14 protein-coding genes and 1 tRNA gene are annotated in these 14105 nt (G+C 63.9%); 8 read left to right on the forward strand and 7 right to left on the reverse strand.

Annotated elements, in window-relative coordinates:
- The first annotated feature begins 83 nt into the window (after positions 1-83).
- The 4 genes from AOZ49_RS13225 to AOZ49_RS13240 all read left to right on the forward strand — a co-directional run bounded on the left by AOZ49_RS13225 (position 84) and on the right by AOZ49_RS13240 (position 4528).
- A complete protein-coding gene (locus AOZ49_RS13225; RefSeq protein WP_054432059.1) occupies positions 84-887 on the forward strand; it encodes a FadR/GntR family transcriptional regulator in 804 nt (267 codons plus the stop codon).
- 183 nt (positions 888-1070) lie between these two features.
- Positions 1071-2528 carry an MBOAT family O-acyltransferase gene (locus AOZ49_RS13230; protein WP_054475772.1) on the forward strand — a complete coding sequence of 486 codons (1458 nt, stop codon included), beginning with the start codon at positions 1071-1073 and terminating at the stop codon, positions 2526-2528.
- Position 2529: 1 nt separating this feature from the next.
- A complete protein-coding gene (locus AOZ49_RS13235) occupies positions 2530-3741 on the forward strand; it encodes a hypothetical protein (protein ID WP_054475774.1) in 1212 nt (403 codons plus the stop codon).
- A 7-nt stretch (positions 3742-3748) separates the two neighbouring features.
- Complete coding sequence (locus AOZ49_RS13240; RefSeq protein WP_054475776.1) at positions 3749-4528, forward strand: 3-oxoacyl-ACP reductase; 780 nt, start codon at positions 3749-3751, stop codon at positions 4526-4528.
- A gap of 26 nt (positions 4529-4554) precedes the next feature.
- Here AOZ49_RS13240 and AOZ49_RS13245 read toward each other — a convergent pair whose 3' ends face one another.
- Positions 4555-7896: a DEAD/DEAH box helicase gene (locus AOZ49_RS13245; RefSeq protein WP_082380434.1), complete on the reverse strand. Its 3342-nt coding sequence runs from the start codon at positions 7894-7896 to the stop codon at positions 4555-4557.
- 429 nt (positions 7897-8325) lie between these two features.
- On the opposite strand from AOZ49_RS13245, the gene AOZ49_RS13250 reads away from it, so the two are divergent.
- The 4 genes from AOZ49_RS13250 (at position 8326) to AOZ49_RS13265 (ending at position 10126) form a co-directional block, all read left to right on the forward strand.
- Positions 8326-8640 (forward strand): type II toxin-antitoxin system RelE/ParE family toxin, encoded by a 315-nt coding sequence (locus tag AOZ49_RS13250; RefSeq protein ID WP_054475781.1) that lies wholly within the window; start codon positions 8326-8328, stop codon positions 8638-8640.
- Positions 8637-8948 carry an addiction module antidote protein gene (locus tag AOZ49_RS13255; protein ID WP_054432067.1) on the forward strand — a complete coding sequence of 104 codons (312 nt, stop codon included), beginning with the start codon at positions 8637-8639 and terminating at the stop codon, positions 8946-8948. The genes AOZ49_RS13250 and AOZ49_RS13255 overlap by 4 nt, the downstream gene beginning before the upstream one ends.
- 249 nt (positions 8949-9197) lie before the next feature.
- Positions 9198-9980: an exodeoxyribonuclease III gene (gene xth / locus AOZ49_RS13260; protein ID WP_054432068.1), complete on the forward strand. Its 783-nt coding sequence runs from the start codon at positions 9198-9200 to the stop codon at positions 9978-9980.
- A gap of 70 nt (positions 9981-10050) precedes the next feature.
- Positions 10051-10126, forward strand: a tRNA-Ala gene (locus AOZ49_RS13265).
- Between the two features lie 105 nt (positions 10127-10231).
- On the opposite strand, the gene AOZ49_RS13270 is transcribed toward AOZ49_RS13265, so the two are convergent.
- Genes AOZ49_RS13270 through AOZ49_RS13295 form a run of 6 tightly spaced genes read right to left on the reverse strand, consistent with a single transcriptional unit; the run spans position 10232 to position 14087 of the window.
- Entirely contained in the window at positions 10232-10753 is a 522-nt protein-coding gene (locus AOZ49_RS13270; protein ID WP_156333488.1) for a 4'-phosphopantetheinyl transferase family protein, read from the reverse strand.
- Complete coding sequence (locus tag AOZ49_RS13275) at positions 10728-11111, reverse strand: thioesterase family protein (protein WP_054475785.1); 384 nt, start codon at positions 11109-11111, stop codon at positions 10728-10730. The genes AOZ49_RS13270 and AOZ49_RS13275 overlap by 26 nt, the downstream gene beginning before the upstream one ends.
- Entirely contained in the window at positions 11112-11897 is a 786-nt protein-coding gene (locus AOZ49_RS13280) for a class-II aminoacyl-tRNA synthetase family protein (protein WP_054432073.1), read from the reverse strand.
- Between the two features lie 58 nt (positions 11898-11955).
- Positions 11956-12912 carry an NAD(P)H-dependent flavin oxidoreductase gene (locus AOZ49_RS13285; protein WP_054475786.1) on the reverse strand — a complete coding sequence of 319 codons (957 nt, stop codon included), beginning with the start codon at positions 12910-12912 and terminating at the stop codon, positions 11956-11958.
- Between the two features lie 14 nt (positions 12913-12926).
- On the reverse strand, positions 12927-13820 hold the full coding sequence (locus tag AOZ49_RS13290; RefSeq protein ID WP_082380435.1) for a diiron oxygenase: 894 nt from the start codon (positions 13818-13820) through the stop codon (positions 12927-12929).
- 18 nt (positions 13821-13838) lie between these two features.
- Entirely contained in the window at positions 13839-14087 is a 249-nt protein-coding gene (locus AOZ49_RS13295; RefSeq protein ID WP_054432079.1) for an acyl carrier protein, read from the reverse strand.
- Between the last annotated feature and the right edge of the window lie 18 nt (positions 14088-14105).

Consider the following 14105-nt stretch of genomic DNA (forward strand, 5'->3'; position numbering starts at 1 on the left):
GCATCGCCGTGCGCGCCAGGGCGTCTTGTTCGATTTGTCATGACCGATAACAAACCCGGCGTCCGCGCCGTTGGAGCCCCGCCATGAGCAACGTGCGCGATCCGCAACTGGACAAGCTGCTGAGCGCGGCCACCCGGCCGCGGCCCGAGCTGGACGTGCTGGCCGAAGTGGCGTCCGGCCTGGGCTACGTGCGCGCCGAGCGCTTCGCCGAACGCGTCTACGAAAGCCTGTTCTACGCCATCGCCACCGGCAAGATCGGGCCGGGCGCCAAGCTGCCCACCGAACTGGAGCTGGCGGCGCTGTTCGAGGTGTCGCGCCCGGTGGTGCGGCAGGCGCTGGACCGGCTGCGCGAAGACCAGCTGGTCGAATCCGTGCGCGGCTCCGGCAGCTACGTGCGCGCCAAGCCCGACCTGATGGGCGGCATGCCGGCGGTCGATCCCGCGCGCCGGGTCGGCCATATCCTGGAGGGGCTGGAACTGCGCATGGTGATCGAGCCGGAATGCGCCTACCTGGCCGCCCTGCGCCGCACCGACGACGACCTGCTGGAAATGGACCGCATGCTGGCCGGCTACGAAGCCGCCGACGCCGCCGGCGCCATCGCCCACCATCATGACTATGGCTTTCACCGCGCCATCGCGGCGGCCACCGGCAACCAGCGCTTCGTGCAGGTGCTCAAGTCGCTGGAGTACGACGTCAGCCATGCCGTCAACATGATGCGCCACCTGGTCCACAGCGAACCCTGGAAGCGCACCCGCGCCGCCATCGACGAACACCGCCAGATCTACCGCCTGATCCGCGAACAGGACGCCGAGGGCGCCCGCAACATCATGCGCGCCCATATCGAAAAAGCCCGCAGCCGCATGCTCAACAGCGGCTCGGAACATTGAACGGCTGAACCAGACAGGCCCTGCTTCGCAATAACTCGACGCAATAACGCACGGATACACCGACCTATATAATTCGGCAGCCCCGTCCCCGTGCGCGATCACCGTTTATGCCGCAAGCTGCCGCGCTCGCACCGCGGAAGCCGGGCCGGCCTGCGCGTCGAGAAGCGAAGGATTCCCCTATAGATGCTGTTCAACACCTACGAATTCCTGTTCGCCTTCCTGCCCGTGACCTGCCTGGTCGGCTGGTTCCTGCTGGCGCGCAACGCCACGCGGCTGGCCGTCATCTGGCTGTTTGCCGCGTCGTTGGTGTTCTACGGCAGCTGGAGCGCCGAGGCGATTCCCCTGCTGCTGGCCTCCGCCCTGTTCAACTACGGATCGGGCGCGGCTATCGAGCGCGCCGACCGGCACCGCAAAGCACTGCTCGCCCTCGCGGTCTGCTGCAACCTGCTGCTGCTCGGCTACTTCAAGTACAGCAATTTCCTGATCGACAACCTGGCGCCGCTGCTGGGCCTTGCCACGGGCGCCCGCCTGAATATCGAACTGCCCCCGGGGATCTCGTTCTTCACGTTCACCCAGATCGCCTACCTGGTGGATACCTACCAACGCAAGACGCACGAACGCAGGCCTGAAGCCTATGGACTGTTCGTGACGTTCTTTCCACACCTGATCGCCGGACCCATTCTGCATCACCGGGCCATGATGTCGCAGTTCACGCGTCTGGGCCGACACAGCATCAATACGGAAGTCCTGGCCGTGGCGCTCGGCTTCCTGCTCATCGGCCTGTTCAAGAAGGTCGTGCTGGCCGACGGCATCGCCCCCTATGTCGGGCCGGTGTTCGACGCGGCCCGTGAGGGCAAACCGCTGACCGCTGCGGCCGCGTGGCTCGGCAGCCTGGCCTACACCTTCCAGCTGTATTTCGATTTTTCCGGCTATTCGGACATGGCCATCGGCCTGGCCTATCTCTTCGGCGTGCGCTTCCCGATCAATTTCAATTCCCCCTACCGCGCGCTCAATATCATTGAATTCTGGCGCCGCTGGCATATGACGCTGTCGCGATTCCTGCGCGACTACCTCTATATCCCGCTGGGCGGCAATCGCAAGGGCCCCTGGCGGCGGTCGGTCAATCTGATGCTCACGATGCTGTTGGGCGGCCTCTGGCACGGCGCGGGCTGGACCTTCATCATCTGGGGCGGCCTGCATGGCATCTACCTGCTGATCAACCATGCCTGGCAACGCGCCGGCCTGCGCCTGCCGGGGCTGCTGGCCTGGCCGCTGACGTTCGTGGCCGTGGTCTGCGCCTGGGTGTTTTTCCGCGCCGACAACCTGCTCGCGGCGACCCATCTGCTACGGGCGATGTTCAGTTTCAGCGCGACGCCGGCGGACATCGCCCAGGCGGCGCCCGCTGACGTCGCAATCCGACTGGCCATCCTGGCGACGATCGCCTTCCTGCTGCCCAATACCCAGCAGTTCTTTGGCCGCTTTTATACCCCGGTTGAAACCGAGGGAACGCCACCAGCCGCGGCCGCCCGCTGGTGGACCTGGAGGCCGACAGCGGCCTACGCCCTCGGCATCGCCGTGCTGGGCATTGCCGCCCTGCTGCTGATGGGCCGCGTGTCCGAATTCATCTATTACCAGTTCTGACATGAAAGCGCGCCGCTACCTGATCGTCCAATCGTCGCTCGTGCTGACCGCGCTGGCAGCCGTCGGCGCATTCAATCTGGTCGTCGATCCGTACAGTATCTACAACGTGGTCTCGCGTCCTGGATTCAATGCGGTCAAGCCGGAAGTCACCAAGCACCTGCGCATGGCGAAAGCCAAATCGGTCTCATGGGCCAATCCTGATGCCTTGATCCTGGGCAGTTCGACGGCTGAAACAGGCCTTGATCCGGCCGCGCTGCGCCCGGCCGGCAGCGCCTACAACCTGGGCCTGAGCGGCGCAAACATCTACGAAGTGCGCCGCTACTATCAGCACGCCCGCTCCACGGGCCGGATCCGGCGCGTCGTGCTGGTCGTCGACCTGTTCATGTTCAACGCCAATCTGCCCAACCGGCCCGATTTCGACGAACAGGTGCTGAACGTCAATGCCGACGGCACGCCCAATCGACAGATCAGCAAACTGAACCTGGCGACGCTGTTTTCCCTGGATACGACCCGGGCCAGCTTGGCGACGCTGCGGGGGCAGGACCAACCCAACGCATTCCTGCCCAGCGGCCAACTGGAATGGAACTATCGCAGCAGTCATATCCGGAAATTCGGCTACGGCGGCGCCTTCGCTTATGCCGAGACGTTCATCCGCGACGGCTCCTTTCTCCCTCCCCCCACGCGCGCTTTCAGTTTCACGCGCGTCGACGGCTACGACAGCATCGCCGAACTGGCCAGGATCATGGAAATGGCCCGCCAGGACGGCGCGGACCTGACCGTGGTCATCTCGCCCTCCCATGCACGGCTGCTGGAAAGCATGCAGCAATTGGGGCTATGGGACGTCTTCGAGGACTGGAAGCGGCGGATCGTGAACGCGGCCGACGCTTCGCCGGGTGGCAAGATTACCGTCGTCGATTTCAGCGGCTACAACGCCATCACGACCGAAGCCGTGCCGGCCGTGGATGACAAGGCGTCGGTGATGCACAATTACTGGGACGATTTCCACTTCAAGAAGGAAATCGGCGACCGGATACTGGAGCGTATCGCCCAGCGCTCGGCCGGCGACGACACCTTCGGCGTGACGCTGACGACCGCCAACCTCGACAGCCACCTGGCCCGGGTCCGCGCCGAGCGCGACCGATGGCGCGACAGCCATGGCGACGACATCGCGGGCGTCGCACGCAATCTCGCGCCGCAACCTCAGAACAAGTGATAACGCCATGCCAGCACGCCCCTTGCCTCCCTTGAACCAGCAACTCGTCATCGTCACCGGCGCCAGCCGCGGCCTGGGCGCCGCCATCGCCCGCGCCTTCCTGCGCGAGGGCGCGCGGGTCGTCATCAACTACCTGAACAGCGAAGCTGCGGCCCGCGAGCTGGCGGCAACCGCGCCGGACCGCGCGCTGGCCGTGCAGGCGGACGTGCGCGACGCCGACGCGGTCGCCGCCATGGTGGCGCGCGCCAGCGAGCATTTTGGCCGGCCGGTCGGCACCGTTGTCAACAACGCCCTGCCCGCCTTCCAGTTCGACGGCGACGCCCGCCCCCACGCCGACACGCTCGACTGGGCACGCATGAACGCGCAGCTCGAAGGCAGCGTGCGCGCCGCCCTCAACACCACCCAGGCCGTGCTGCCGTCGATGCGCGCGGCCGGCGGCGGCCGCACCATCAACGTCGGCACCAATTTGGTCCAGAACCCGGTGGTGCCGTACCACGACTACACCGCCGCCAAGGCCGCCCTGCTGGCCTTCACGCGCACGCTGTCGCACGAACTGGGCGCCGACGGCATCAGCGTCAACATGGTGTCCGGCGGCCTGCTGCGCACCACCGACGCTTCGGCCGCCACGCCGGCGGCGGTGTTCGACCTGATCGCCGCCAGCACGCCGCTGCGCGAAGTGACCACGCCGGAACAGTTCGCCGACGCGGTGCTGTTCTTCGCCAGCCCGTGGTCGCGCGCGGTGACGGGGCAGAATCTGATCGTGGATGGGGGGTTGGTGAAGGGGTGACGGGCGCGGCGCGTCGACGAATGTGGTTAATGCGAGGGCGTCTCGCGGCCGACACCAAGGCGCTGGTCCAGGACGCGGAAATAAGGGCGTTGGCTCCAAGCGGCACGATCGCCGATCACATACAGCCGGGCCTTGGCCCGGCTGACCGCCACATTGAGCAGGTTGGGGCTTTGCGCAGCCCAATCCTTAGCCCCCGGGCGCTGAGGATTGCCGCCCAGCACCAAGATAACGACTTCGGCCTCCTTGCCCTGGGTCGTGTGCACCGTCCCGGTCTTGGCAGGATCGAGTCCAAGCATCCTGGCCATCGCGCGCAGTTGCATCGCCGCATCCTTGAACGGCGAGATCAGGAAAATGTCCTTGGGCGCGACCTGGTGCTCAGCCTGTAAAGACCGCAACAGCTTCCTCGCAGCCTCCCCTTCCTCAGGCACCCAATTGCCCGCACTGGTTTGCGCGCGGACGTCGATCCAATGGCAACGCGGCCACGAATGGGCGGACGGCGATTTCCCTTGAACCATCAGCCCGTCATAAGCAATGCCGTTGCTGATGGAGAACATCGGATCATCGCAACGGCGGTGTACACGCAGCGGCGAGCCGACCCAGACTTTCCCGTTCTCCTTGCCTGGCAGCCAGGTCCCCATCGACATGCTCTGATCCGACAGGCGCTGCGCCGATGTGAAGCTGGGCCACCAATCCCGAGGTACGTCATAGTGCCGAGCCAGTGCGCCCTCGACCGCTGCCGGCATGCCCAGTACGGGTTCAAGCTGGTTGGGATCGCCCACCACGACAGTGCGCGCCGCCCGCCAGATGGCACCGGCGGCCTGTTGAGGCAATGCCTGGCCGGCCTCGTCGATCAAAAGCCAGCCGATCGACTCCCGCCCAAGCGAATGGAACATGCGAGGAATCGAGGCGAAGGTCGTGGAGATCACCGGAACCACGAGGGCGAGGCTCCCAAGCGCCACGCGCGCCATGTCTTCGGGCATGCCCTTACCTTGGAGCCAGTTCGAGGCCAAGCCAAGGTTGTCGATGATCTCCTGAGGATGGGATTCGATGAAAGCACGATGCACATCCAATCCGGCCAGAAACAGATCTTGCCGCGCGCGGCGCCAAGCCGGCGTCGACCAGGGCGAGGACAGTTCCCGGACGGCATCATCGGCGCTCGATTGCGGCCAGTACGCCCCCAAGCGCTGCATCGCCTGCCGACATGCATGTCCAGCCGCGTCAAGCCTGTGCAGTGCCTCTTGATGAGCGACCTGCTTTTGCCGCAAGGCAGCCCTCAGCTTCTCGTCCCCACCGGCCGCTTCCTGGTGCGTGGCCTTGGCCTTGTTGCACTCTGCGGCCAGGCCATCGTGATCGGCCCTGGATTGCCTGACTTGGGCATCGATCTGGTTGCGCCTGTTCCACCATTCGCGGTGCGAGCGCCCCCAGGTCGAAAGCCAGATCAGCAATCCTGGCCTGGCCCGATCGTGGCTGGCCAATTCGGCCTGCGCCGCAGCACACTGCTTGAGCACGCCGGCCATCCGCGCTTGCAGATTGTCGACGCGCTCCTGTAGCGTCGGCAGCGCGGCTTGTCGCGTCGCGAGTTCGCCCTGGATAGCTTGCACGCCACGTTCTAGTTCCTCGGCCTGGGCGCGCGCCTTGAGGACAGCCTCCGGAAGTTTCGCACCCGCCTCCAAGGCGCTTCGGCATTGACGTTCGGCCTCCCGCGCCTGTTCGAACCGGGCCACAGCCTGTGTCCAACTCATCTCTGGCTTGCGCCCGCCCTCGATGATCCGGCTCAGGTGATAGCGTAGCCCTTCCCCACCCTCGGCAAAGGGATTGGCGCCCCACCGAGCCAGAAGCGCCGCTTGCGTGGGATCGTCTTGTGCATCCGGCTGATTTTTCCTGGAATGGACGCCAGGTGGATTCTTCCACCAGAAGCTGTTCATGAACGCGCCACGGTTGGCCTTCGATCCCATGCGTGCGGCCAGGAGCCCCCAGGCGGCATTGCCCAGGACGTTGCCGGCCAGGCACTTGTAATAACCATCCGGATGCGCGCTGCGCCCGGTCGTATCGGCAGGTACGGCCTTGATGCCAGGCAGTTCCAGCGAAATGTTCTCCACCGCGCCGTTGTTGGCCGAGGCCACAACGATGGCGAACCCGCTCAGGTCAGCGTGCAACGGTCGATAGTTGCACCAGAATTCACCTAGTTTCTTTTTCGTCCGCCCGGCAAAGGCCTGCCCTCCCAGCCGCGCCAGGTGCGCCGCGCGCGCAGTGACAACCGCCGCTACCACATCGCGTAACAAGGTGGTCTTGCCCGTGCCCGGCGGTCCATTGATCGCAAAGATTCCAGGCTTGGCTTCGAGCTGGCGCCACAGTTCATTGACGGCCAGTTGCTGGCTGAATGCAAGCGGATGATCCGAAGGCCAACTTCCCGCAGGAAAAGCCGCGGGATTCAACGCCGCGAAAGCAGTCGCCACCCCATGCGCCTCGCGCAGATCCACGCGCGCGGGATCCACCCTGGCCACCGCCTGGATATACTCGGCCAGCCCTTTCCCGACATCGCCATTGACCCAGGCACGGCTCAGCGCGTTGAGATCGCCAACAAAGAAACTGTTCAGCAGATCATCTCCCGGCTGGGGATCGGACGCGCCCTGATCGACCGTCGCTTCGGCTCTCTTGACCTGGACGCATTTGGCGGCGTGGGTCGAGGAGATCATCCCCTCGGGCAGTAGACAAAGGGCGGCAACGCGCCCGCTCAACGCATCGACCCAGGCACGGGTGGGCGGCGCCTTTTCCCGTCTGGCCGCGGCAGTAGCATCGACGAGCCACTGGATAAGCCGGCGAACCAGCATGTCAAAGCCCGCATAGCCGCTGTTCGGACTCGGTATCTCCGGATTGGCCTCTGGCAAGCCGGTCGTGACGATCCTGCCGCCGTCTTCCAGCACCGCGATGCCGTCAGGGTAATGCAGGATCTGCCCTGCCGCCCAACACGCCAGGGACAACACGAAATTCTGCGGCAGAGGATAGCCGTCTTCGTCGAAAGCCAAGTCAAAGAGGCGGGCTTGGCCACTGGGACGGCGCTCGTCGAACACATCCTCGTGCGAACCAAGCTTGACTTCCAGCGATGCCGCAAACCGCTCGATATCGTAGAGCCCCGCCTGCAGCGTGTAGCGCCAGGCAAGGCGCGGCGCAATGCGTTTGGCCTGGTGTTTCGGATCGAACCAGGGCAAGGACTCGTCCGCGCGTAATCGGTAGACAGGCTCGGTGAGGTGGGCGGGGTTGGCTTTCTCGGCCTTTTGCGGGACGCACGCCTCGACGGCGCGCCAGAACCGCAATATTAGCGGTGCTTGAGATATTGCAGGCTGCCGGCCCTGCTGTTGTTCTGCCATTGTTTTGTTCTCTTTCAGGACTGCGGAACTTCCGATTGGGGTCGGATATTGGCGTTTTGAAAATTATACAAATTGATAATAATTTATACGAACGCGATGGCTTTCCGGTTCGGATTGAACGCACTTTTGGTTCACACAGATTGCAGAAAGCAGTGAACCATGCGTGAAGCGCTACCCCTCGACGTTTCCCGTAGTTTCGGACACAACGAAGGGTCGACTCGCCAAGCCCTCCTGCCCCCCCCCCTTGCTAGACTGCTGGCACGACACTAATCGCCCGAAGGTTCAACGCCCCGGCCCGCTCATGCGCCGCGCCTTCGAGTGGCACACGACGCATCCGGGCACCACCCGCGAGCATGTTGCATACGTCACGCACCGGCATCACGTCGCCGATCCGCTTGCCGAGAAAGTATCCGATCGAATACACTAATCATGTACCACATAAAGCCGCTGCCAGCGTTCGACGCTTGGTTCGACAGCCTGACAGACCCAGCTACGCGAGCCCGCCTGATCCGCAGGCTTGAAAAGGCCGCGCGAGGTTTGCTGGGCGATGTGAAACCGGTCGGAGAGGGCGTGAGCGAGATGCGCGAGTTCTTTGGCCCTGGCTGGCGCATGTATTACATCGAGCAGAGCGACGTGCTGATCGTCATGCTGGGCGGCGGCACAAAGACCACACAACGCCGTGACGTCAAGCACGCGAAGGAATTGGCGCGGGCCCTGAGAAACGACGAGGAAGACCCATCATGAGCAAGAAGACGATCAAGGTTTCCGAACTGCCCACCTTCGACCCTGCGCGTTACCTGCGCGACGACAAGGACATCGCCGCCTACTTGACGCAGGTGATCGAGGACGGAGACTTCGATGAGCTTGCCCAGGCGCTGGGAGTTGCCGCGCGCGCTCGCGGCATGACGCAAATTGCCGAGACCGCCGGTATTGGCCGGGAATCCCTGTACAAGGCCCTGCGTGCCGGCGCCAGCCCGCGCTTTGACACCATCGCCAAGGTATGCAAGGCACTGGGCGTACGCCTGGTCGTCCAGGCCGAACATCCGGCCTAGGCCCGCATGACGAGCCACGACCGAATCGAAAACCCGAGCCGCGCTGGAACCCAGCCGTCCCCGCAGAGTCGGCGGGAGAGGACCATAAGCACATGTCGATGACACGCGAAACCACGCCATCGCCGGCAAGAAAAAACCTATTCGGTCGATTTTCAAGAAGGTTCGGTAGTCGCCGGGCCAGTAGCCGGAAGCCAAGATTTCCTAGAGAATCCCCCCCAACCCTCTGAAACAACAAACTGCATTCTCCCCATGAAACTCGCCACCTGGAACGTCAACTCCCTCAACGTGCGCCTGCCGCAGGTGCTGGACTGGCTGGCCGCCAATCCCGTCGACGTGCTGTGCATCCAGGAACTGAAGCTGACCGACGACAAGTTCCCCGAGGCCGCCTTCAAGGAAGCCGGCTACCACGCGGTCTGGGCCGGCCAGAAGACCTACAACGGCGTCGCCATCGTGTCGCGCGTGCCGGGCACGTCGATGGTCCGCAACATCCCCAATTACGAAGACCCGCAGCAGCGCGTGCTGGCCCTGACCTTCCCCAGCGCCGATGGCGACGTGCGCGTGGTCTGCGCCTATTGCCCCAATGGCCAGGCGGTCGGCTCCGACAAGTACGCCTACAAGCTCGAATGGTTCGAGGCCATGCGCGCCTGGCTGGCCGACGAGATCAAGCAATACCCGCGCCTGGCGGTGCTGGGCGACTACAACGTCGCCCCGGCCGACGAGGACGTGCACAACCCCGAGAAGTGGGAAGGCCAGGTGCTGGTGTCCGAACCCGAGCGCCACGCGCTACAGCACCTGGTGGACCTGGGCCTGGCCGACTCGTTCCGCCTGTTCGAGCAGCCCGAGAAGTCGTTTTCGTGGTGGGACTACCGCCAGTTCGCATTCCGCCGCAATGCCGGCCTGCGCATCGACCACATCCTGCTGTCGGCGCCGCTGGTCAAGCGCTGCACCGCCTGCGTGATCGACAAGGAACCGCGCCGCAACGAGCAGCCGTCCGACCATGCGCCGGTGGTGGCCACGCTGACGTTCGATTGAGCAAAAAATCTTGCGCGCCAGCTTGCGCGGCGCGCGGGAATTCCTGTATATTTGCGGTCTTGCTTGATTTGGGGCGGTAGCTCAGCTGGGAGAGCGTCGCGTTCGCAATGCGAAGGTCGGGAGTTCGATCCTCCTCCGCTCCACCAATTCAAGCTCCAGCGAAATCTGGAGTAAGTCCAAGACAGCGCCTTAGGGCGCTGTTTTTGTTTGGCGCTGTTTTGTTTGGTTTTGCGGCGGATCGGCCCATGGATTCAAGGCCGCAGCAAGGAGATGCGCGGCTTGCCATACTCCTGCCGGTAACACACGCATAGCAGCACCCTGCCGACCCGCTCGCACCGCGCGACGAATCTCCAGCGGCCAAATACCAGGCCGATCTCTTGCGCCCCACCCTGATCGAGCGGTCGCGCCCAGGTGATGGACAGGCGCGGCAGCGCATGCAGCAGCCCCAGCCCCACGCTTTTCGCGCAAGCCTCGCGGGCGACCCAGCCGGCCAGGAAATCCACGACGACGAGGTCCCGCCGCGCCAGCCAGGCCGCCAGACGGTGTTGGCGGGCGGCCAGATCGGGCCGGTCCAGATGCTCGATGTCAATGCCCACGTACTTGCGATTGGCGTATAGCCGCGCCTGCGTGCCGGAACTGTCGCTCACGCCGAAACCAGCAAGACCGGGAAGGTACGGCTTGCCCAGCCGTGTGCGCCTGGCCCGCCCGGACAGCGCGGGGTCCAGAGCGCCCAACATCACCGTGACGTCAAAGTTCGACGAGGGTACGGTCATGCGAGCCGGTCGCGATCAGGGTGTCGGCCTCGCCCGTCACGGCGCGCGCGCTGAACCGCAGGGAATTGCCGAACATGGCCTCTACCGTGATCGTCAGCCGCACCGCGCTACCCGGATGCGCGGGCGCCACGTGCCGCACACTGACCGCATGCCCGACCGACCCGCAACGCCCGTCGCCCGCCAGCCGGATGCACTCCGTCGCATAAGACTCGATCCAATAGACAATCACCGGGGTGGCCAGCACATCCAGATCTCCGCCATAGCTCAATGCGCTGGCGGCGGCATCGACCACCCAGGTTTTCTGGAACTGCTGGCCTGTCTGGAACAACGCCTGCGCCTGTACGGTCGGATGCCCCATCTAGGCGCGCTCCAGCGCGGCGAGCGCCTGCGCCGCATTGCCGAAACGATCCTTGAACATGGAGATCCAGCGCTCCAAGCCGAACGCGACACAACTGGTGTGCACGAAGTTGCCGGCCAGGCGGATATCGAACTTTTCACCAAAGTAGTTGCGGTGATAGTTCAGCGACGACACGGCGTGACCATCGAACACCAGTTCGCGCTTGGTGGGCGTCAGCGCCGACAGGCGCGCCACGGCGCTGCCTGAATCAAAGAAGGGATCGTTGGCTTCTTCACAACCCGCGCGGATTCCCAGTTGCGCGAACAGGGAGAACAGGCGGTCATAACCGGCTTCCAGGTGCGCCTGCGCGCCCTCCGCCGTGCCCAGGTACACGTATTCCTTCATGGTGAAGTTGAAGGCACGGTAACGATCCAGCGCCTTGTCCTCGTGCCGGAAGCAGCGCGCGATGCAGGATTCCACCCGCGCGCCTTCCAGATGCTGTCCTTGCAGCCCCAGGTAGACCTTGTAGCAGGTCGCCGGCAACAAGGCCACGTCGGCGGACAGCGCCTTGAAATCCTGGTCCAGCTTGCGCTGGCCGCGCGCGAACCCCAGCAGCTCCCCCTCTTCTATCGAGCACATGACGCAGGTCAGGTGCGGGAAATTGCGCACATAGCCCAGCGCATTGATCTCTTCATGGGCCAGCAAGCTGTCGAACTCCGTGGTAGCGTCGGGCGCAATCGAGAATATGTCGTCGAGTTTGCCCTGCAGCACGTTCTTTACCTGATGCCATTGCTTTTCGATGATCACGACAGAATCTCCTGAAAATCCCTGAAAGCACTTAGAAGAATGCGGACACGACCCCGCCTTACGCCGTCAAGTCAGCCAGCACCTGGCGCACGGTTCGGATGGAATGCGTGTCCTTGCAGGACGTTCCGCAATACAACGCCATGTCCTCGATCAGACCCTCGGTGTGGACGGTGGGTACCGCAACGCTGTAACGCAAAATGGGATAACGCTTTCCAAAGTAATTCGCGGAGCCGATGACGCTCGCCGGCAGCGATTCCTTGCAGCTGGCATTGCGGATGACCCGGTGGCGATGGGTATGCCACCCCACGCTGAAGCGGTCGGTGACCACGGTATCGCCGGGCGTGGCGTTCACGATTGCCTGCTTGTAGCGCTCGTGCGCGGCGGACTCCCGGGTTGCCGCGAATACCGTGCCGCACAGGACGCCGGAAAATCCGGCCTGCATCACCTGGCGCAACTCCACCGGGTTGCTGATGCCGCCGCTGAGGAACACCATGCGCTTGTCGACACCATGGCCGGCAGCCTGGTCCAGCGCCTGCGCGCGCGCGGTCGAACCCAGGTGATGGCCGCCCGCCTCCGTCGTCTGCAACACGCCAAAGCGCGCGCCGGCATCGAACGCCGCTTGCAGCTCGTCCCAGGTCCCCGCTTGCACGCCATACTCCATCCCGGCCGGCAAGGCCCGCAGCACGGGGGCGCCGGGCAGACCGAAGAAGGTCACGATCGGCTGCTCCGGACAGTCCGCCAAGAAGGCCAACCGCTCCAGCAACGCGTCCGCGTCCAGCACGAAGGGCACCAGGTTCACGCCAAAGCGCGCCCGGGTCAGCGCGGCGGTCTGCGCAAGCAACAGGCCGATCTCGTCCAGCGTGTGGCGATACAGGCCAATCATTCCGAACGCGCCCGCCTCGCACACGGCGGCCGCCAATTCCGGCTGCGCCACGCCGCCCATGCCGGCCTGCAGGATGGGCAAGCGCGCGCCGAAAAACGCTTTCACCCGGGAACTGCTGGCAATCTGCGCCATGGTGTGCCTCCGCCCTATAGCGCGGCCAGATTCAAGCCCGTCACCAGCCCCTGTTTGGTGAAGTAGGCGGCGCTACGCTTGAACCATTGCTCGTGGACGGCCTTGCGCGCCGGATGCGACCGCAGCGCGTTGCGCATGGCGTTGCCGTTGCGAAATCCCAGCGGCTCGTAGACTTTGGCATCGTCATAGACGGCCGGGTTGTACATCAGGCTGATGAAGTAGCGGAACATATTCGTCACCGTGCGCGCCACCTCCGCGCGCGTCGCGTCAGGATCGCCCCCGCGCTCCAGCGCCATCTGGTACAGGCGCGGCACCATTTCCCGGCCGAAGGACACGTGGCGAGACTCGTCCACATGATGCTGGTAGTTGATCTGCTTGAGGATCTCGGTAATGCCGTCCGTGGTGCCGACCTTATGGTTGTAGTAGTCGACGAACTCTTCAAAGATCAGCGTGCTGGCGAACATGTACAGGTCGTCCAACTCTGGCGTGGGCGCCTGCGCATCGCCCTGCAACTGAATCGACGGGTATATCTTTCCCGCATAATCGAGACAGGCCTTGGCGAAATACCACATATGGAAGTTCTCTTCGCCCATGAAGACATGCAGGTATTCGGATACATCGGCATAGCGCTCTTCATAGATGCAGCGGCTGACAAAGCTCAGCACCCCTTTGATGCCGTGCACGTTGAGGCTGAAAAAATTGACCGCCTCCCATTTGCTGAGCCGTATCCGCTGCGCGGCGTCCAACTGCTCCTGCAAAGGCGTTCCGTAGGTGGTGAGCAAGTCATTGCTGCACCAGGGCTGGTCATCCGGAATATGGGCGGGCCACTCAAAACGCTCGTAGGGATCGTGCGAACGCCCTTTGGATAGCGTCATCAGGCGGCCGATTCTTGAGTAGTCGAATGTCATGATGCCTTCCTTCTCGGGCTAGCGCTGTACCTGGACGAAATTGACGATGGCATCCACCGTGCGCAGGTCGTCGACGGTGATGGCGGTCGAGACATCGCGCCCCACCAGTTCGCCCAGGAACATGATGAAGTCCAGGAACTGCATGCTGTCCAGGATGCGCTCTTCGATCAGGTTCTTCTCTTTGATGCCTTCGACCTGCGCATCGCGGTTTTCCTTCAGCCAGGCGATCACTTCGGCTTCGGTATCGGTGACGGTCTGTGTGGACATATAGGCTCCGGTTCAATA

Source organism: Achromobacter sp. 2789STDY5608615 (assembly GCF_001298995.1).
GTDB lineage: Bacteria > Pseudomonadota > Gammaproteobacteria > Burkholderiales > Burkholderiaceae_B > Achromobacter > Achromobacter insuavis.